The sequence below is a fragment of the Hominimerdicola aceti genome (assembly GCF_025567495.1).
Lineage (GTDB): Bacteria > Bacillota > Clostridia > Oscillospirales > Ruminococcaceae > Hominimerdicola > Hominimerdicola aceti.
In genome coordinates this window covers 145,236-163,472 of the sequence record NZ_JAOQJZ010000006.1, presented here as the reverse complement: position 1 = coordinate 163,472, position 18,237 = coordinate 145,236, and the positions used below count along the sequence as shown (strand labels likewise).

The following is an 18,237-nucleotide window of genomic DNA, read 5'->3' as shown; positions in this document are numbered from 1 at the left end:
AATTCATTAAGGATTGACGAAACTTCATATCTTGTGTTATACTATTCATGAGAGATAGGCTTCCTTTCTGATTTGTATTTGTGTGGTAACTTTATATTATCAGATTTTTGTCTATCTCTCTTTTCTTTTTTCTTAATTTTGTCCAATATCTATTGTAGCACTACAGTTTTTTTTGTTTGCAAAGGTCTAAAATGCTTGACATTATGGGCGTTATGGTCTATTATTATTTTATACGACTTTATTTTAATAGGAGATATATAAATGAGTTTAAAAAACGCTTTCACCATTATTTTCGGCAAGCTTATGGTAAAAACTCTGCACCTGCTGGGCAGGGACGCAGGCAACTTTCCCGGGCTTGTGCTGTGGACTATAAATAAAGACTGCCTGAAGGCTTTCAAGGTGGATTGCCCTATCGTCGCCGTCACAGGCACCAACGGCAAGACCTCTGTTACAAACTATCTCAGCCACATTTTTGCAAGCGGTGGAAAGAAGATAATCACAAACCCGGAGGGAAATAACCTTGATACGGGCATATGCTCCCTCCTGCTCAATCACTGCGATATGAGGGGAAGAGTCCATGCCGATTATCTTGTGCTTGAAACTGACGAGTCACACGTTCCTGTGGTCTATTCAAAGCTCAATTTGCAGACCCTTGTCCTGCTGAACTTCTTCCGTGACCAGCTTGACAGAAACGGCGAGGTGGAAACACTCATACTCAAAGTGAAAAAATTCCTTGAAACATTTGAGGGCAACGTTGTTCTCAATGCCGATGACCCAAACGTGGCAAGACTTGGACTTGCTAACCCCAATAATAAAAATATCCACTATTTCAGCGTTGACAGATATCAGGGCGCAACGGATAAGCCTTATGAGGTGGGCGAGGGCAAGTTCTGTCCTTTCTGCGATACCGAGCTTGTCTATGACTATTATCAGTATTCACATATCGGCAAGTTCCATTGTCCAAAGTGTGGTTTTGGCAATATCGAGCCTGAGGTGGAGATAAAGAACGTTGACCTGACTGTTCCGTCCTTTGAAGCAGACGGGGAAACATATAAGACCGCTCATAACAGTATCTATTATATGTATAACATGGCGGCTGTCTATACCGCCGCAAAGCTCTATAATTTTGATAAGGCTATTTTGCATGACACTTTTGAGCATTTCGAGGTAAATAACGGCAGACTTGAACGCTTTGAGGTAGACGGCTCAAGCCTTCTTGTGAACCTTGCCAAAAACCCTGTTGGCGCAAATATGACCTTGCGTGTGATGAACGAGCAGGCAGGCTCAAAGGAACTGCTTTTTGTCCTTAACGATAACCTTGCAGACGGTCATGACGTTTCTTGGATATGGGATATAAACTTCTCTGTGTTCAATAATGTTGACCGAGTTGTGACCTCAGGCACAAGAGCATATGATATCGCCATAAGAATAAAATGCTCAGGCTATGACCCTGACAAGATATTCGTTTATCCTGATCTTGACGAAGCAACAGCGTCACTCTTCTCCACAAAGGGTGATAAGTTCGCCATAGCAAATTATACCGCTATCCAGCCGACAAGAGCCGCAATAAAAAGATATAAGAGCCTGAAAGAAAACGGGGAGGAAAAGTAAAATGGAAAAGCTGAAAATTCTTCATATGTATCCTAATATGCTTGACCTCTATGGCGACAGCGGCAACGTTGAAGTGCTTTCTTACCGCTGTAAGATGCGTGGCATAGAGCTGGAAGTTTCAAAGCATCTTATTGGTGACAAGGAAACTGATTTCACCCAGTATGATATCATCTATCTTGGCGGCGGTGCTGACTTTGAACAGCAGATACTTGCAGATGACCTTGTTTCCTGCAAGGACAGTATCATGGAAGCTTATAAGGCAGGAACATTTTTCCTGATGATATGCGGCGGCTATCAGCTCATGGGTCAGTATTATAAGGACTCAAACGGCGAAAAAGTGCCTGGACTGGGGCTTTTTGATTACTATACCGTCGCCTCTACCGATAAAAGATGCAGATGTATCGGTAATATCGTTATAGAAGCTCAGCTTGACGGAGAAAAATACAAGGTGATAGGCTTTGAAAACCACGGTGGACAGACCACCAACGTCAAGTCACCATTCGGAAAAGTCCTCTCAGGCAACGGCAATGAGTTTGAAAGCAGTACCGAGGGCTATATGGAAAAAAGCGTTATCGCAACCTATCTCCATGGTCCGCTTCTGTCTAAAAATCCAAAGGTCAGCGACTATGTTATTTCATACTGCATGAGCCGCAAGCTTGGCGAAAAGTATATCCCCGCACCTATAAACGATAAGCTTGAAGAGGATTGCCGCAAACAGCTTTTTGAAAGACTGGGTGTGTAAAAATGTTTTCACTGTTCAAAAAGAAGCAGGCTCAGAGCGAGCCGCCTCTGAAAAAGAAAATAAAGGATATGAAGTGCAGAAAAATAAACTACGTTGACGAGGGCTTTGATACCCTCGCATCGGAAATGTCTGCCGACCCGAAAGCTATTCTCAGGCTCAAGCCTGTGAACTATTATGCCATAAAAAATAAATATATCATGGGAAAAGTTTATACGTCTGAGGATCATCAGGAGAATTACGTGCAGTTTTTCAGATACGAGTATGACCACGAGTGCGGAAAAACTGATATCTACCCCCTAAGTGCAGAGCTTATGTCAAAGGCTCTTGCAAAGGTGGGCATAATAATAGACCTGAAAGCCCTTGCCAAAGACCAGTGAGGAAACGAAAATGGCTTCAAAACTTGACGAATTTGATATGAAAGCCCCTGTGGCTGATCTGCTTTATCCCTCTGTGGAAAAGCACAACGCAATGAAAAAAAGAGCTGCCGCCCTTGAAAAGCTCCCCAGAGCGTTTGTTGACAATCTGGAGCTTGAAAAGGTGGCTGATTTTATCACGCCCCATTACCAGTATCGTGTAATGAGGCTTTTTTGTGAGGTTTGCGACGATGAGGAGGTAATAAACTACCGCCTTGATATCCTTGATGATTTCATAAGGCTTCCGTCATTGTCTGCCACCATACGCAAGGTGATAAACGTCATGGTGGAAAATGACAGAAAAAACATCTATAATCTTACTACTCCCGACAGCTTTTCACAGCTTGATGATGCCATAAGCGGCTTTGACGCTTACATACGGTGCATGGAGATAATGCACGATTTTTATGGAAAAATGAAAGATAAGATACGCTCAGAGGGCGTAAAAAAGCTTTTTGCGTTCTTTGAGGAGCATTACGGCGACAAGCATTATATATCCCTGAAGGGTGAGATAGAGAAGCTTAAAAAGGCACTCTATGACCGCATACGAAGCGTTACAGTCGCCATAAACCTCGATGAAAGGCTAGTTCCTGTTTCAGCAGGCATTATAGAGCTTTCAAAAGAGCGTTACGATATAAAACCGTCCCTTGTTGACAGGATACTTTACCATGGGGCAAAGTTCAACGATAAGGCTGTTGTGAAAAATCTCAGAAAAAAGTATAATGACAGCGAGGTGTCTGACGATAAGCTTATCAACACTGTGGATAAGACCCTTTTTGACGAGCTTAGCGATCTTACTGATACTTTTGTGAAAATGATAGACAAGGTGCTTGCTGAGTATCAGAAAGCAGGCATTGCCGATATGCGCTATATAGACTATCAGCTTGAATACTACATGGGCGCAGTGGCTGTGATAGAAGCCTGCGAAGATCAGGGGCTTAAAATGTGCCGTCCGAAAATTCTTCCTGCAGGTGAGAGAAAAGCCGTCATAAAGGATATCTTTGACCCTGTTTATTTCCGTGAAGCCAGAATATATAATCTTGACCACAAGGAGAAAAAATTCGTTGTCACAAACGATATCACCATGGGGGGTGACAGCGAGGGCTTTTATGTGCTTACGGGCGCAAACAATGGCGGAAAGACCACATTTCTCCGTGCGGTCGGTCTGTGTCAGATAATGGCGCAGACAGGGCTTTATGTGCCTGCTTCATACTGTGAAATATCCCTTTTGGACTATATCTACACTCAGTTCCCGCAGGAAGAAAAAACAGGCATCGACACAAGCCGTTTCACCACAGAGATAAAAGAGTTCCGTGAAATAAGCGACACTATCACAGCAAACAGCCTGCTTCTTATGAACGAGTCTATCCAAAGCACAACCCCAAGGGAGTGCGTTGAGGTCGCCTGCGAGCTTTTGAGGATATTCTGCAAAATGGGCGTAAGAGGAGTTTTTGCAACACATCTTGTGGATATCGCATACAAGACCGTGGAGCTTAATAAAGACAACACGCTCAGAACAAAGCTTGCAAGCATTGTCGCCGACGCAGATGATGAAACTGGAGAGCGAAAGTATAAGATAGTCCGTGGAATGCCCCGTGACAACAGCTTCGCTCAGACTATCCTTAAACAATACGGTATAGATATGGAAACGATAGAAAAGCGTATAAGAGAGAATAAAGCCTGACTATTACAAAATTGTAACCATACTTGAAAATTTCTTTGATGTGTGATATACTGAAACATACAACTATGAAGACAGGAGATAAAAACATGAAAAAGATACATAGAACATTGAGCCTTTTTACAGTCGCTGCAATGTGCACCGCACTTCTCTGCTCATGCGGAAAGGTGCCTGACAGTTCACAGACCGACAGCAGCTCAAAGGCAGCCACAACTACAACAGCCGATACAACGGCTGATACAACCACCACAGGTGAGGCGAGCAGTACAGCTTCTGCCACTTCTGCACCTGACAGCAGTGTTTCAGACAGCTCATCAGCGGTAACGGACGATACAAAGACGAACGGTATCACACCTGCTATGTGGAAAGTGACTTCACCTGAGGGCAACACAATGGTGATGCTCGGCTCTTTCCATGCACTGAAAGACGAGTGCTATCCGCTGCCTGAGGCAGTAACGAATGCGTACAACAATGCTGATATACTTGCGGTGGAGTGCGATATAACCTCCACAAGCGAGGACGGCGAGTATATGAAAAATCTTATGAAGCAAATGCTTTATAATGATAACACAAAGCTCAGCCAGCATATTTCCGAGGAAGCATATTCAGCCCTGCAAACATATCTCGGCTATTGGGGCATGGATATCTCAGCTTTGGAGGTCTATAGACCGTGGGCAATATCCAGTACCCTCGATACACTGCTTATTCAGGATGCCGACTTTGATTCGGAAAAGGGTCTTGATAACTACCTTCTTACCACCGCCCACGCAGACGGCAAGGAGATATATGAAGTTGAGTCGGTGGATTTTCAGATGAATCTGCTCATAAACTTCTCTGACGATATCTATGACCTTATGTTCAGAAGCTACGAGGGTGAAACCAAGGAGAGCCAAAAGCAGGCTCTTGAAGACCTCTATACCGCATGGAAGTCGGGGGATATCGAAACCTTCCTTGAGGAAGATAACGAGGAGGAGCTTGCAGGCTATACCGAGGAGGACAAAAAGATCGCCGAGGATTATAATAACCAAATGCTCTATGACAGAAACAAGAACATGGCAAAAGCTGCCGAGGATCTTATGTCTCAGGGCAAGAACGTGTTCTATGTTGTTGGTGCGGCGCACTATGCAGGCGAGGGAGGAATAATCGACCTGCTTGAAAAAGACGGCTACACAGCCGAGCGTGTGCAGTATTGATGGATCTATAGATTTGTATAGGGGAAAGGGGAAAAAAATAAATGCCACATTCATCAGGTGGAGGCTCTCACAGCGGAGGGTCACACAGCGGCTCAGGCTTTTCCAGCTCTTCATCAAGCTCGGGAGGGTCGAGTGCTAAACATATAAAGAACACAAGCTTTCCTGGGGCAAGAAGATACGTATACTATGAGAACTATCGTCCTGTCTATATCTATGCTGACTATGATATTCGCAAGGGGACCGCTTCGGGAAAGGTGTGGAGCATAATAGGCAGTGCTGTCAGCCTGCTCTTTGGTATCATGCTTATTGCCTTGTGCTATGATAAGCCGCAAAAAATGGATACAAGTCCATCTTATCACTGCGAGATAAAGGATACGGCAGGGGTCATTGATGATATGGACAAGGTGCAGGATGCAATAGTTGATTTCTATGACGTAACCGGTATACCTGTGGAGATAATGACGGTGAACAACGAGGATTGGCAGGGAGGATATTCAGAGCTAGAGTACTTTGCCTATGATATGTATGTGACGGAATTTGACGACGAGGAGCATTGGCTCGTGGTCTATTCTGAGCCTGCATCTCCCGACCCTGATTTTAACGATTGGTACTGGGAGGGTATGCAGGGCGATGATACCGACAATATCATAACTGTAGATGTAGCAGACGATTTCAAAGATCTTATGCAGAAATATCTTACCGCTAACAGCCGTTATGATGTCAGCTCTGCTATAGCAGCGGCTTTTGATGAAACTACGCCAAACGTTATGGATGGTCATGTAGAGTGGCTGTTCGTGATATGGGGACTTCTCTTGTCAGGTATCGGGGCTTATGAGATATATCAGACGCTTATCACGAACAAAAAGGCTTACCGAAGCGCAGTGAAATGTGCAAATGATGCAAAAGAGGACACCTGCGAATACTGTGGAAATGTCTATGTTATCGGCACTTGTCATGAGTGCCCACACTGCGGAGCGCCGCTCAGACCACATAACGTGGAAACAGAACAGCCTGTCGCAGATGCTGCAAAAAAATAAGAAAGGGGTAAATAATAAATGCCACATTCATCGGGAGGAGGCTCTCACGGAGGAGGATCACACGGAGGCTCGCATCACAGCAGCCATTCGCACGGAGGCTCAGGAAGAAGCTCACGCCACGTAAGAAGCACCTATTTTCCGGACGCAAGAAGATATGTATATTATGATCATCACAGACCTGTCTATGTCTATGCAGATTATGACATAACCGAAAAAAGAAGTCCTTTGAGATTTCTTATGCTGCTTTTCTATCTGCCGTTTATTTTATTCACATTTTCTATGTTTGCCGAGGCTTATCATCACCCTCATAAGCTTCCCCAAAACTATGATTATAAAATAGTTGTGGAGGATAAAGCCAACGTCCTTGGCAACACCGCAGAGCTTAGGAACTCGCTGGTGGCATTTTATAACCGCACCGGTATCTCACCTGCGGTCATAACAGTGGAAAATTCCGATTGGCAGGGAAATTATTCAGACCTTGAAAACTATGCCTATGATCTGTATGTGAACCACTTTGCGGACGAGAGCCATTGGCTCATAGTTTACTCTACTCCTGACGGCTATTCTTCCTCTGACGGCTATGAGGATTGGTATTGGGAGGGTATGCAGGGCAATGATACAGATGATGTTCTGACAAAATCTGTAACGAACAGCTTCAATGACGAGCTGCAGAAAAATCTCACAGCGAGAACACGCTATACAGTGTCTTCAGCTATCAGCACATCATTTGACGACCTGACGCCTACAGTAATGAAGAGTAAAGTAAATTGGACTATGCTATTTACCTCGATCGCCATTCTGGCATTTGTGTGTCTGCACGCCTGCCTTATGATAGGCATAAATCCAAAGGCGAGAAAATATGCCAAAGCAAAGCCGTGTTCTGACGCAGCTCAGGAAAAAGCCTGCGAATATTGCGGCTATACCTATGTCGTAGACACTTGTACAGAATGTCCTCATTGCGGAGCGCCTATCCCACCAGAGGATCAGCCTGGGCACGATTTACTTGATAAAAAAGTCACCGCCTGAGAAGCTATTTCTCTCAGGCGGTTTTGTTTGTCATTTTTAGCCGTACATCTCTGTCTGCTCAGCGTAGCTGTAGATTATCTCGGAGTCAGGGTCAATGGCAACTCCCTTTGCGTGGAAAAGCTCTGTTATGGTGACGAACTCGTAGCCCTGTTCTTTGAGGGCAGGGATTATCTTATCAAGGGCTTCAACTGTCTGAACGTTTCCGTTCATATCGTGAAGCAGGATAATTCCCCCGTCCCTAGCCTGTGCAAGCACCTTTTCAACACGCTCCTCAACGCCTATGGCATTGTTATAGTCCTCTGCGCCGTATCCGCATATAAACGGCATATCTATAACGTCAAACATTGTCTGGTTCACCGCAATATATGGCGGACGGAAAAACTGTGGACGTTCGCCAACAGCCTCTTCCACCTTGTCAGAGGTAAAGTCTATCTCGGCTTTTATTTCCTCTGCGGTCATTTTTGTCATGTCAGGGTGGCTCTGAGAGTGGTTTTCAATGTCACAGCCCATGTTGTAAGCACGCTTCATGACCTCTGCACTCTCGTCTGTGATGTTGTTTCCGATAACGAAAAACGAAGCCACAATGCCGTGTTCTTCAAGTTTGTCAAGGACAAGGGGAGTTGTGTCAGTGTTAGGGCCGTCATCAAAAGTGAGGGCTATCACTTTTCCGTAGTCAGACTTGTCACGAAGCTGTCTGCGCTTATTCTGTGAACTGCTGTCCTCAGCCTTTGAGCTTTCTTTTTCCAGACTGCTGTTTTCGCCAGTCACACAGCCCACTCCCATAGCAAGGCTGAAAGCCACAGCACCCATAAGAATAGTTTTAAGCACCTTTTTCATAAGATTTTCTCCTTTGTTTTTATTATCTATATGATAGCATATTCCCCCATGATTTTCAATAGAATTTGATGATAAAGCAACAAAAAAACGAGCGGTCAAAAACCGCCCGTCAAATGTCTTTTATTTTTCAGAATGTTTCTTGTCCTTGAAGAATTTTCTGTATATTGCCACTGTTATAACAGCATAAATCGTTCCCGTTAGAACGCCTGCGATAACGTCAAATGGATAGTGTACCCCAACATACAGCCGTGAGAACGCAATGAGTGTTGCCACTATAAGTGCAGGCACGCCATATTTTTTCGGCATCTCCATGAACATTACCACCGCCACTGCAAAGGAGGCTCCCGAATGTCCCGAGGGAAAGGAGAAGTCCGATTGTGCCCCTATTATCCTGTTAAGCCCCTCTACCACCTCGTAAGGTCTTGTTCTGGCAATAATGTTTTTGAGAATGATGTTGTTTATAAGAAAAGTCACCGCAAGGGAGCATGAACACACGATGCCTGTTGTTCTAGTCTTTTTCAGTATGAGAAGTAAAACGCATATGCCTATCCATAACGCACCTCCGTTTGCAAGATATGTTATGAACTTCATTATGGGGTCGAGCCACCCTGCACGCAGGTTGTCCTGTATCCATAACAGTATGTCGCCGTCTAGTTTAAGTAAGGTGTCTAACATTTATCCTCCTGCCATTTATGTAAATCTATCCCTTGAATATATTTACATCAAAACTGACAAGCCCGTCAAAAAACGAGCCTGTCCTTTGTGTATTAATGCTTTAGTTCATATTTTCGCAAATTAATATTATGATAAGTTCATTTTCGTGTATAAAAAGCTTAAAATCATGTGTCATACCCTTAACAAATTCAATTTGCATAGAAATTTGATTTCCAATTACAGCTTAACAGGCTCTATCTTCCAGATGTTTTCTGCATAGTCCTTGATAGTTCTGTCAGATGAGAACTTGCCTGCATTGGCAATGTTCAGCCAGCACTTCTTAGCGAATGCAAGCTTGTCCTTGTAGTCTGCGTTGACCTTGAGCTTTGCCTGAACATAGCTTTCAAGGTCGCCAAGAACATAGTAGTGGTCAGGAACGTGCCAGCTTGCACCGTCAGTGAGAGCCTTGTAAAGCTCCTTGAAGCTGCCCTCCTCGTTGGACGGAACGCCGCCGTCTGAAAGGCTGCCGTCAATAAGCTTGTCAAGAACACGCTTTATCTTGTCGTTTGAGAAAAGTATCTCCCTAGGGTCATACTTTGGCATTATCTCAGCCAGCTCCTCTACTCTTGCACCGAAGATGTAGTTGTTCTCCTCGCCTGCCTCCTGAACGATCTCAACGTTAGCTCCGTCATAAGTTCCCAGTGTAACAGCACCGTTGAGCATAAGCTTCATGTTGCCTGTACCGCTTGCTTCAGTGCCGGCAGTAGATATCTGCTCTGAAACATCAGCCGCAGTAACAAGCTTTTCCGCATAGGAAACGTTGTAGTTCTGTACGAAAACCACCTTGATAAGGTCTTTTGTGTCAGGGTCAGCGTTCACAAGCTTGCTTATCTCGCCAATAAGCTTGATGATAGCCTTAGCCCTCCTGTATCCCGGTGCAGACTTAGCACCGAAAATAAATGTTGTCGGTGTGAAGTCCTTTATAGAGCCGTCCTTGATACCATAGTAGATATACAGTATAGACAAAGCGTTAAGGAACTGCCTCTTGTATTCGTGCAGACGCTTGATCTGAATGTCAAAAATAGTGTTCGGGTCGATGTCAACACCGTCATGCTCCTTTACAAAAGCGGCAAGGCGGTTCTTCTGAGCCTCCTTAACAGCCATGAACTCGTTAAGAACAGCTTCATCATCAGCATATTTTTCAAGCTTTTTAAGCTCGTCCAAGTCCTTCACCCAATCTGCATTGCCAAGAAGCTTTGTGATAAGTGCGGAAAGCTCAGGGTTGCAAAGTGCAAGCCAACGTCTTTGTGTGATACCATTGGTCTTGTTCTGAAATCTCTCAGGATAAAGCTCATACCAATCCTTAAGAGCGTCCTTTTTCAGTATCTCAGTGTGGATAGCCGCAACGCCGTTTATATAGCTTGAAACATAGATAGCCATAAACGCCATTTTCACCATGCCGTCGCCAACAGGAGAAAGCTTAGAGATATACTCTCTGTCCTTTTTGAGAGCGTACATATCCTTTATAAAACGCTCGTTTATCATAAGGATATATGTGTAGACCTCAGGCACTACCTTTTCCACAAGTCTGCAATCCCACTTTTCAAGAGCCTCAGCCATGATAGTGTGGTTTGTGTAGTTAAAGACCTTGTGGGCGATCTCAAAAGCCTTGTCAAAATCATATCCATGCTCAGCACAAAGCTGTCTTATAAGCTCAGGCACAGCGATAACAGGGTGAGTATCGTTAAGCTGGATAGTAATATAGTCGCCAAGGTTGTCAAGAGTGCCGAACTTAGCCAAATGCTTTTTGAGAATATCCGTCACAGAAGCGGAGGAGAAGAAATATTCCTGCTTGAGTCTGAGTATCTTGCCCTCTTCACAGTTATCGTTAGGGTAAAGCACCTTTGAGATGTTCTCAGCGTCATTTTTAGCCTTTACGGCACCGTCATAGTTACCGCAGTCGAACTGAGCGAAGTCGAAATCCTCCACGCTTTCAGCCTGCCAAAGTCTGAGTGTGCCAACGTTCTTAGTGCCAAAGCCGATAACAGGCATATCATAAGGCACAGCGTAAACAGTCTGGTCGCCGTATTTAACGACTACCTTGTCATTTTCGCATCTCTTAGACCAAGGGTCGCCGTACTTTGTCCAGTTGTCAGCTTCTTCCTTTTGGAAGCCGTCAACTATCTTCTGCTTGAAAAGACCGTACTTGTATCTTATTCCGTAGCCGTCCAAAGGCAGGTCATGAGCGGCGGCGGAATCGAGGAAGCAAGCGGCAAGTCTGCCAAGACCACCGTTGCCGAGGGCAGCGTCCTCTATCTCTTCAAGGTCATTAAGACTTCTGCCGTGAGCCTTCAAAAGCTCGTCCACCTCGTCGGTGATACCAAGGCAAAGGAGATTGTTATAAACGGCTCTGCCCATAAGGAACTCCATAGAGAGATAGCAGGCTCTGCGGCTGTCAAGGTGAGCCTTTCTGCTGTTCTCCCAATCGCTGTCAATAAGCTCCATAACAGTAGTCGACAGGCTTTCGTGGAGCTGCCAAGGCAGAGCTTTTTCAACGCTCGTGCCAAACTTCTTTTTCAGGTCTTTACTAAGTTCGCTGTAAAACAGTTCTTTGTTCATTGGTTTTTTTATCCTTTCTGGTGTTTTATGTATTCTATTGTATTTTGTACTTTGTGATTATCCGCACAACGTATGGTAGGGGCGAACATCGTTTGCCCGCATTTATCTTGCCTCTCAAATTTTCCGTTTGCCACCACATTGGATTTACACATTGTTCGGCAAACGAAAAATTTCTCCTACAATGTTTTGGTCAATTTTCTTCTGCCGCAAAATCGCTGTCGCTCTTTGCGGATCTACGTTGCGCTAAGGGATAGAAAAGCGGTGCAGATTTAATTCTCCGATATTACTTTTATCTGGTATCAAACTTTCATGTGCTTTTTAGTTTTACTCTGCACCGCTTGTAGGCTTACGCCTATTGAGGCTCTGCCTCAAACTCCGCAGGGGCTTTGCCCCTAGACCCTGCAATGGGTTTCACCCCTTGACCCTGACCAGGGGCGTGCCCCTGGACCTTTTGCTCGCTTCGCTCGGTGTTTTATTTTACTCCATTCTTGTGATTTGTTCGGTCGGCTATGCACATTCCTCACTCCTCATTCCTCATTTATCCCTGCTCTATCTGCCATACACCGCTGTTATCTTCGCCAATCTTTCCGCCAAAGTATCATCAAGCTTATCAAAACTTTCCAATCTCCACTTCCAATTTGCTCCCACTGTTGACGGTGTATTCATTCTGGCTTTATCGTCAAGGCAAAGTATATCCTGCATTTGTGCGATAGCTGTATCACACACGCTGGACCAACAAAGCCTTACCATTGCCCAAGGCACGAACTCGTCTTTTGTAACTCCAAGATAGTCCTTGCAGTAGCTTCTGGTCTTTTCGTCACAGCTCTTTATCCAGCCAAGTATGGTTTCGTTATCGTGCGTACCTGTATAGCAAATGCTGTTTGTGGTCTTAAAATTGTGGGGCAGATAGCCGTTTGTATTATCAGAATCAAAGCCGAACTCCAGCACCTTCATGCCAGGATATCCGCTTGCATTGAGCATTTTTACAACGTGCTTTGTAAGAAAACCCAAGTCCTCTGCGATTATCTTCACGTCCCCAAGCTGTTTTCTCACTTCTTTGAAAAGCCTCATGTCAGGACCTTTTCTCCACTTGCCCTTTTTGGCGTTCTTTGCACCGTATGGTATGCAGTAATAGCTTTCAAAGCCCCTGAAATGGTCTATTCTCACCACGTCATAGGTGTCAGAAGCCGCCTTTATACGCTCTACCCACCAGCGGAATTTATCTCTCGCTATGTATTCCCAGTTGTAAAGAGGATTGCCCCAAAGCTGACCGTCTGCCGTGAATGCGTCAGGTGGACATCCTGCCACCTCAACAGGATTTTTCTCCTTGTCAAGGCTGAAATACTGCGGTGTACTCCACACCTCAACACTGTCATATGCCACATATATTGGGATATCGCCTATTATCTCGATGCCCTTTTCGTTGGCATAAGCCTTTAGCTTTTTCCACTGCTGGAAGTATTTATACTGCACAAAGCACCAGAAGTCTATATCATTTGCATATTCTTTTCTAGCACTTTTTATCGCCTTAGGCTTGTACATTTTCAGAGGTTCGTCCCATTCATACCAAGCCTTGCCCTTGTTGGCAAATTTCAGTGACATAAACAAAGCGTAATCGTATATCCAGTCTTTATTTTCCACCACGAATTTTGAGTATGCCTTTTCAGGCTTCTTGCGAAAACGCTTGTGTGCCGTCCTAAGCACCTTGAAAATGACCTCGTATATCTTGCCGTAGTCAACAGACCCTTTGTCATCGCCCCACTCAATATCCTTGTATTCCGCAGGTTTCAGATAACCCTCTTTTTCCAGAGCTTCAAGGTCTATAAAGTATGGATTTCCAGCGTGAACAGAAAAGCTCTGATATGGCGAATCACCATAGCTTGTAGGAGATATAGGAAGTATCTGCCAACATTTTTGGTGAGCCTTCTCAAGAAAATCCACAAAAGCATAAGCCTCCTTGCCAAGCTTGCCGATACCATAATCGTTAGGCAGAGAGGATATGTGCATTAAAATACCCGATCTACGCATAAAATGCTCCTTTCATGTCAAAACCGCACCCATGTGAAAAATTTCAGTGCAGTCACATATAATACATCATTATGATTATACTACTTTTCAGCCATTTTTGCAATAGAAAAACCGCCATATATTTCATTTTAGAAATAATTTCTCTAAACAGAAAAATCCCGAGGACGCAAACCCTCGGGATGATCTTTTATTCATGTGTTATCATCATAAGCACCGCAAAGTAGTGGAAAACACTTCCCGCAATGGTGAACAAATGCCATATTGAGTGAAAATATTTCTTGCTCTTTTTAACATAGAAAATAACGCCCACAGTGTAGAAAAGTCCGCCTATAAGAATAAACCATAAGGACAGAGGATAAACTTTTTCTATCATAGGCTTGACAGCGATTATAACTACCCAGCCCATTGCGATATAGCATACAACAGAAGGCTTGCGGAACTTTTCAAGGTCAATGGAGTTCAGCACAATGCCAAGAATAGCCGCACCCCAAACGATTCCGAAAAGAACCCAGCCAAACGCACCTCTCAAAGGCACAAGGGTGATAGGGGTGTAGGTGCCTGCGATGAGGAAGAAAATGGTGTTGTGATCCATTATTCTGAAGAATTTTTTAGCTTTTGGATTGGTGATAGCGTGATAAAGGGTTGACATGGTGTAAAGTATGATAAGAGAAGCTCCGAAAATAGCGGAGCTTACAACGCCCCAAGCGTTGGAGTAAATGGCAGCGAGAACGATAAGAACGGCAGTGCCGGCAATGGATAGCAGACCGCCTGCACCGTGTGAAACGGAGTTGAAGATCTCCTCGCCGAGGGTGTATCTTTTGGTTAGATCCTGAGATTGGATCTCGACAGATTTTGACATAGTATCATTTCCTTTCCGATAGGACCGAGAATTTGCATATAAGTTTTATTACTATAGTATAGTAACATTTTTTTAGACACTTGTCAAGTTTAAATACAGGTGTAAAAAGTGAGGAGTGAGGAATGAGGAATTAGGAATGAGGAATTAGGAATGGGCAAAGCTGACCAGAGTTGTGCCCCAACACCGAGCGAAGCGAGCAAAAGGTCCAGGGGCACGCCCCTGGTCAGGGTCAAGGGGTGAAACCCATTGTGGGGGTCTGGGGGCAAAGCCCCTAGCGGAGTTTGAGGCAGAGCCTCAATAGGCGTAAGCCTACTAAGCGGTGCAGAACAAATCCAAAAAGCACATAGAACCCAAACATCAAATAAAACCAACATCGAAGCATAAACCTGCACCGCTTTTCTATCCCTTAGCACAACGTAAATCCGCAAAGAGCGAAGCGATTTTGCGGCACAGCAAACTCGCCCGAATAATCCGTAGGGGCGAACATCGTTCGCCCGCATGGTATGCAACCGGTACCATGTAAACAAAATACCCCCAATAACTTAAATCAAAAAAATTTTCACCCCCCCCCTTGACAAAACATGAATATATGATATAATAAACATATGAACAGTTATTCATATGATGAATTGAAATGACCCATATCGAATATACTAAAACAATAATAAGAAAAGGAGAGCGAAAATAAATGAGCGAGAATACAGTAAAGCATGAGCATAAACAGTGCGGAGGAAAGAATATAGAGAAAATGGAGGAAATAGGGAAAACAATGCCCGTTGAGGAGGAGATATATGACGTGGCAGAGCTTTTCAAAGTCCTTGGCGACCAAACAAGAGTGAAAATACTCTTTACCCTTATAAAGGACGAAATGTGCGTGTGCGATATCGCAGAGCTGTTGGAAATGTCACAGTCAGCTATCTCGCACCAGCTCAGAGTGCTAAAGCAGGCCAGACTTGTGAAGTATAGACGTGAGGGAAAAACAGTCTATTATTCAGTTTCCGATGAACACGTCGCTGTCATACTCAATATGGGTATCGAGCATATCAGCGAGTAAAGAAAGTGATCTGTTTTTTTGTAGTATAGGAGAATGTGAAATGAGTAAAATGACTTTGCTTCTTAAGGAACTCGATTGTCCGCATTGTGCGGAAAAGATTGAGAAACGTGTGGGCGAGCTTTCAGGCGTTAAAAGCTCTAACCTTGACTTTATCAATAAAAAGCTCACAGTTGATTTGGACGGTGATAAAAACGCCCTCTTTACCGAGATAGAAAACGTCGTCCATAAGCTTGAACCTGACGTTAGCGTGAAAGAGCTTGGCGATTGCGCTGAGAAAACTCTCTATCTGAAGCTGGAGGATCTCGATTGCCCTAACTGCGGTGAAAAGATAGCAAACCGTGTGGGTGAGCTTGCAGGCGTTATTTCATCAAACGTTGATTTTATCAGCAAAAAGCTCACTGTCAAAACAGACGGTTCTAATCCTGACCTGCGTATCATGATAGAAGATACCGTCCATCAGCTCGAGCCTGACGTTACTGTTAAGGATTATGGTGCTCAGACAGCAGAGGAAGAGCCTGTGAATGACCATAAGGGCGAAATAGTCAAGCTTTCTGTGGCTATCGTGTTTTTTATCGCTTCAATGCTTTTGGATAAGCTTGGAAGCGGCACTGCGTGTGAGTATCTCAGTGCAGGCCTTGCAATAGTTGCTTACCTTATCGCAGGTCTTGACGTTGTCATCGCCGCCGTAAGAAACCTTGTTAAAGGCGAGGCTTTTGACGAATCACTGCTCATGACTATCGCAACAGTTGGCGCATTTGCACTTAAAGACTTCCGTGAGGGTGCAGCCGTTATGCTGTTCTTCCAGGTTGGCGAGCTTTTCCAGACTATCGCAGTAGAGAAGTCAAGAAAATCTATCACAAAGCTTATGGAGCTTAAGCCTGAGTCTGTAACAGTTGTAAGAAACGGCAAAACATACGAGCTTCCTCCTGAGGATATCCTCAAGAACGAGATGATCGCAGTAAAAACAGGCGAGAGAATACCTCTTGATGGTATCGTAACAGAAGGCGAATCAGAGCTTGATACATCAGCACTCACAGGTGAGTTTCTTCCGGTCGAGGTCAAAGCAGGGGACAGCGTCCTCAGTGGCTCAACAAACCTGAGAGGACTTCTCAAGGTTCGGGTCACAAATACCTTCCACGAGTCTGCAGTGTCGAAAATTCTCGATATGGTGCAAAACTCCAGCGAAAGAAAAGCCAAGACCGAAAAGTTCATCACACGTTTTGCAAGAGTTTATACCCCTGCGGTAGTAATTGCTGCACTTGCACTCGTGTTTATACCAAGCTTCATTCTGGGCTTTGACCAGTTCTCAAAATGGCTATATAGAGGACTTCTGTTCCTTGTAATATCCTGCCCATGCGCACTTGTTATCTCAGTGCCTCTCTCGTTCTTCGCAGGAATAGGCGGAGCTTCTAAAAAGGGTATCCTTATCAAAGGTGCAAAAAATCTCGAAACAATGGCGAAGTGCAAAACTCTCGCAGTTGATAAAACAGGTACGCTCACAAAGGGCAAGTTTACTGTCCTCAGTGTAAACCCACAGGGTGTTTCACAGGATATCCTCCTTGAAGCCGCCGCATATGCAGAAAGTATGTCAACTCACCCTATCGGTATCTCCATAGTGCAGAGATACGGCAAGGAAATAGACGGTGCAAGACTTTCAGATGTTGAAGAGATTGCAGGAAACGGTGTAAGAGCAAAGCTTGACGGCAAGGAGATACTTTGCGGAAAGAAAGCACTTCTTGAAACAAACGGCATTGCAGCACAAAGCTCAGAAGACTCCGCAACGGCAGTTTATGTTGCCCTTGACGGCAAGTTCATAGGCGAGATACTCTTAGGCGACGAGATAAAAGAAACTTCTGCCACAGCCGTTTCAAGACTTAGAGAGCTTGGGGTCGAAACTGTCCTCCTCACAGGTGATAAGAAAGATACTGCCGAAAAGGTGGCAAAGAAAGTGGGCATAAAAACATTTTTCAGTGAGCTTCTCCCTGAAAACAAGGTTGAAAAGGTCGAACAGCTTATAAAAGACCCCGACCGCAGACTTGTTGCATTTGCAGGGGACGGAATAAATGACGCACCTGTTATCGCAAGAGCCGATATCGGTATCGCAATGGGTGGCTTAGGCTCAGATATCGCCATTGAAGCCGCAGACGTTGTGCTTATGAACGACGATCCGTCAAGCATAGCAGACGCAGTAAAGATATCCCGAAAGACTATGACAATAGTAAGAGAGAATATAATTTTTGCCCTTGGAGTAAAAGCCCTTGTGCTTATATTCGGTGCATTGGGACTTGCAGGAATGTGGCTTGCGGTATTCGCAGACGTTGGTGTAGCCGTAATAGCTATCCTCAACGCCCTAAGAAGCAGCAGAATAAAATAAAAAACTATGTTAAGGCAACACCGCACAAAGCCCGCCTGACGGCTTTGCACGGTTTTGCCTTAAAGGCGGACGCTGGAAAAAGCTCCGCCTTTTTTTCTGTCATTGACAA

Annotated in this window: 14 protein-coding genes; 9 read left to right on the top strand and 5 right to left on the bottom strand. The window is 44.5% G+C overall.

Annotated elements, in window-relative coordinates; all coding sequences use genetic code 11:
* Positions 1–261 precede the first annotated feature (261 nt).
* The 7 genes from OCV57_RS07685 to OCV57_RS07655 all read left to right on the top strand — a co-directional run bounded on the left by OCV57_RS07685 (position 262) and on the right by OCV57_RS07655 (position 7,703).
* The gene (locus OCV57_RS07685) at positions 262–1,611 is read left to right on the top strand and encodes a MurT ligase domain-containing protein (protein WP_038672293.1); all 1,350 of its coding nucleotides are present in this window, start codon (positions 262–264) and stop codon (positions 1,609–1,611) included.
* 1 nt (position 1,612) lies between these two features.
* Complete coding sequence (locus OCV57_RS07680; RefSeq protein WP_038672291.1) at positions 1,613–2,353, top strand: type 1 glutamine amidotransferase; 741 nt, start codon at positions 1,613–1,615, stop codon at positions 2,351–2,353.
* Between the two features lie 2 nt (positions 2,354–2,355).
* Positions 2,356–2,730, top strand: coding sequence for a hypothetical protein (locus OCV57_RS07675; RefSeq protein WP_267301060.1), 375 nt, complete (start codon positions 2,356–2,358; stop codon positions 2,728–2,730).
* Positions 2,731–2,740: 10 nt separating this feature from the next.
* Positions 2,741–4,450: a MutS-related protein gene (locus OCV57_RS07670; RefSeq protein ID WP_267301059.1), complete on the top strand. Its 1,710-nt coding sequence runs from the start codon at positions 2,741–2,743 to the stop codon at positions 4,448–4,450.
* An 86-nt stretch (positions 4,451–4,536) separates the two neighbouring features.
* A complete protein-coding gene (locus tag OCV57_RS07665) occupies positions 4,537–5,640 on the top strand; it encodes a TraB/GumN family protein (protein ID WP_195550811.1) in 1,104 nt (367 codons plus the stop codon).
* A gap of 41 nt (positions 5,641–5,681) precedes the next feature.
* Positions 5,682–6,677: a hypothetical protein gene (locus tag OCV57_RS07660; protein ID WP_267301058.1), complete on the top strand. Its 996-nt coding sequence runs from the start codon at positions 5,682–5,684 to the stop codon at positions 6,675–6,677.
* Positions 6,678–6,695: 18 nt separating this feature from the next.
* Positions 6,696–7,703 carry a TPM domain-containing protein gene (locus OCV57_RS07655; protein ID WP_267301057.1) on the top strand — a complete coding sequence of 336 codons (1,008 nt, stop codon included), beginning with the start codon at positions 6,696–6,698 and terminating at the stop codon, positions 7,701–7,703.
* A gap of 36 nt (positions 7,704–7,739) precedes the next feature.
* Here OCV57_RS07655 and OCV57_RS07650 read toward each other — a convergent pair whose 3' ends face one another.
* The 5 genes from OCV57_RS07650 to trhA all read right to left on the bottom strand — a co-directional run bounded on the left by OCV57_RS07650 (position 7,740) and on the right by trhA (position 14,700).
* Positions 7,740–8,540, bottom strand: a complete 801-nt coding sequence (locus tag OCV57_RS07650) for a polysaccharide deacetylase family protein (protein WP_243246328.1) — start codon at positions 8,538–8,540, stop codon at positions 7,740–7,742.
* A gap of 120 nt (positions 8,541–8,660) precedes the next feature.
* On the bottom strand, positions 8,661–9,215 hold the full coding sequence (locus OCV57_RS07645) for a phosphatase PAP2 family protein (protein WP_022287647.1): 555 nt from the start codon (positions 9,213–9,215) through the stop codon (positions 8,661–8,663).
* A 216-nt stretch (positions 9,216–9,431) separates the two neighbouring features.
* On the bottom strand, positions 9,432–11,813 hold the full coding sequence (locus OCV57_RS07640; protein ID WP_267301055.1) for a glycogen/starch/alpha-glucan phosphorylase: 2,382 nt from the start codon (positions 11,811–11,813) through the stop codon (positions 9,432–9,434).
* 549 nt (positions 11,814–12,362) lie between these two features.
* The gene (gene malQ, locus OCV57_RS07635) at positions 12,363–13,841 is read right to left on the bottom strand and encodes a 4-alpha-glucanotransferase (protein ID WP_267301054.1); all 1,479 of its coding nucleotides are present in this window, start codon (positions 13,839–13,841) and stop codon (positions 12,363–12,365) included.
* A gap of 187 nt (positions 13,842–14,028) precedes the next feature.
* Entirely contained in the window at positions 14,029–14,700 is a 672-nt protein-coding gene (gene trhA / locus OCV57_RS07630; protein WP_117859453.1) for a PAQR family membrane homeostasis protein TrhA, read from the bottom strand.
* A 688-nt stretch (positions 14,701–15,388) separates the two neighbouring features.
* Here trhA and OCV57_RS07625 point away from each other — a divergent pair.
* A complete protein-coding gene (locus tag OCV57_RS07625; RefSeq protein WP_022287119.1) occupies positions 15,389–15,754 on the top strand; it encodes an ArsR/SmtB family transcription factor in 366 nt (121 codons plus the stop codon).
* Between the two features lie 40 nt (positions 15,755–15,794).
* On the top strand, positions 15,795–18,128 hold the full coding sequence (locus tag OCV57_RS07620; RefSeq protein ID WP_267301053.1) for a heavy metal translocating P-type ATPase: 2,334 nt from the start codon (positions 15,795–15,797) through the stop codon (positions 18,126–18,128).
* Positions 18,129–18,237: the final 109 nt, after the last annotated feature.

Bases quoted from the DNA above. Each gene is read 5' to 3' on its own strand.
- OCV57_RS07680 (WP_038672291.1), top strand. From the start codon at position 1,613: ATGGAAAAGCTGAAAATTCTTCATATGTATCCTAATATGCTTGACCTC.
- OCV57_RS07665 (WP_195550811.1), top strand. From the start codon at position 4,537: ATGAAAAAGATACATAGAACATTGAGCCTTTTTACAGTCGCTGCAATG.
- OCV57_RS07650 (WP_243246328.1), bottom strand. From the start codon at position 8,540: ATGAAAAAGGTGCTTAAAACTATTCTTATGGGTGCTGTGGCTTTCAGC.
- malQ (WP_267301054.1), bottom strand. From the start codon at position 13,841: ATGCGTAGATCGGGTATTTTAATGCACATATCCTCTCTGCCTAACGAT.
- OCV57_RS07625 (WP_022287119.1), top strand. From the start codon at position 15,389: ATGAGCGAGAATACAGTAAAGCATGAGCATAAACAGTGCGGAGGAAAG.
- OCV57_RS07640 (WP_267301055.1), bottom strand. From the start codon at position 11,813: ATGAACAAAGAACTGTTTTACAGCGAACTTAGTAAAGACCTGAAAAAG.
- trhA (WP_117859453.1), bottom strand. From the start codon at position 14,700: ATGTCAAAATCTGTCGAGATCCAATCTCAGGATCTAACCAAAAGATAC.
- OCV57_RS07620 (WP_267301053.1), top strand. From the start codon at position 15,795: ATGAGTAAAATGACTTTGCTTCTTAAGGAACTCGATTGTCCGCATTGT.
- OCV57_RS07655 (WP_267301057.1), top strand. From the start codon at position 6,696: ATGCCACATTCATCGGGAGGAGGCTCTCACGGAGGAGGATCACACGGA.
- OCV57_RS07675 (WP_267301060.1), top strand. From the start codon at position 2,356: ATGTTTTCACTGTTCAAAAAGAAGCAGGCTCAGAGCGAGCCGCCTCTG.
- OCV57_RS07685 (WP_038672293.1), top strand. From the start codon at position 262: ATGAGTTTAAAAAACGCTTTCACCATTATTTTCGGCAAGCTTATGGTA.
- OCV57_RS07670 (WP_267301059.1), top strand. From the start codon at position 2,741: ATGGCTTCAAAACTTGACGAATTTGATATGAAAGCCCCTGTGGCTGAT.
- OCV57_RS07645 (WP_022287647.1), bottom strand. From the start codon at position 9,215: ATGTTAGACACCTTACTTAAACTAGACGGCGACATACTGTTATGGATA.
- OCV57_RS07660 (WP_267301058.1), top strand. From the start codon at position 5,682: ATGCCACATTCATCAGGTGGAGGCTCTCACAGCGGAGGGTCACACAGC.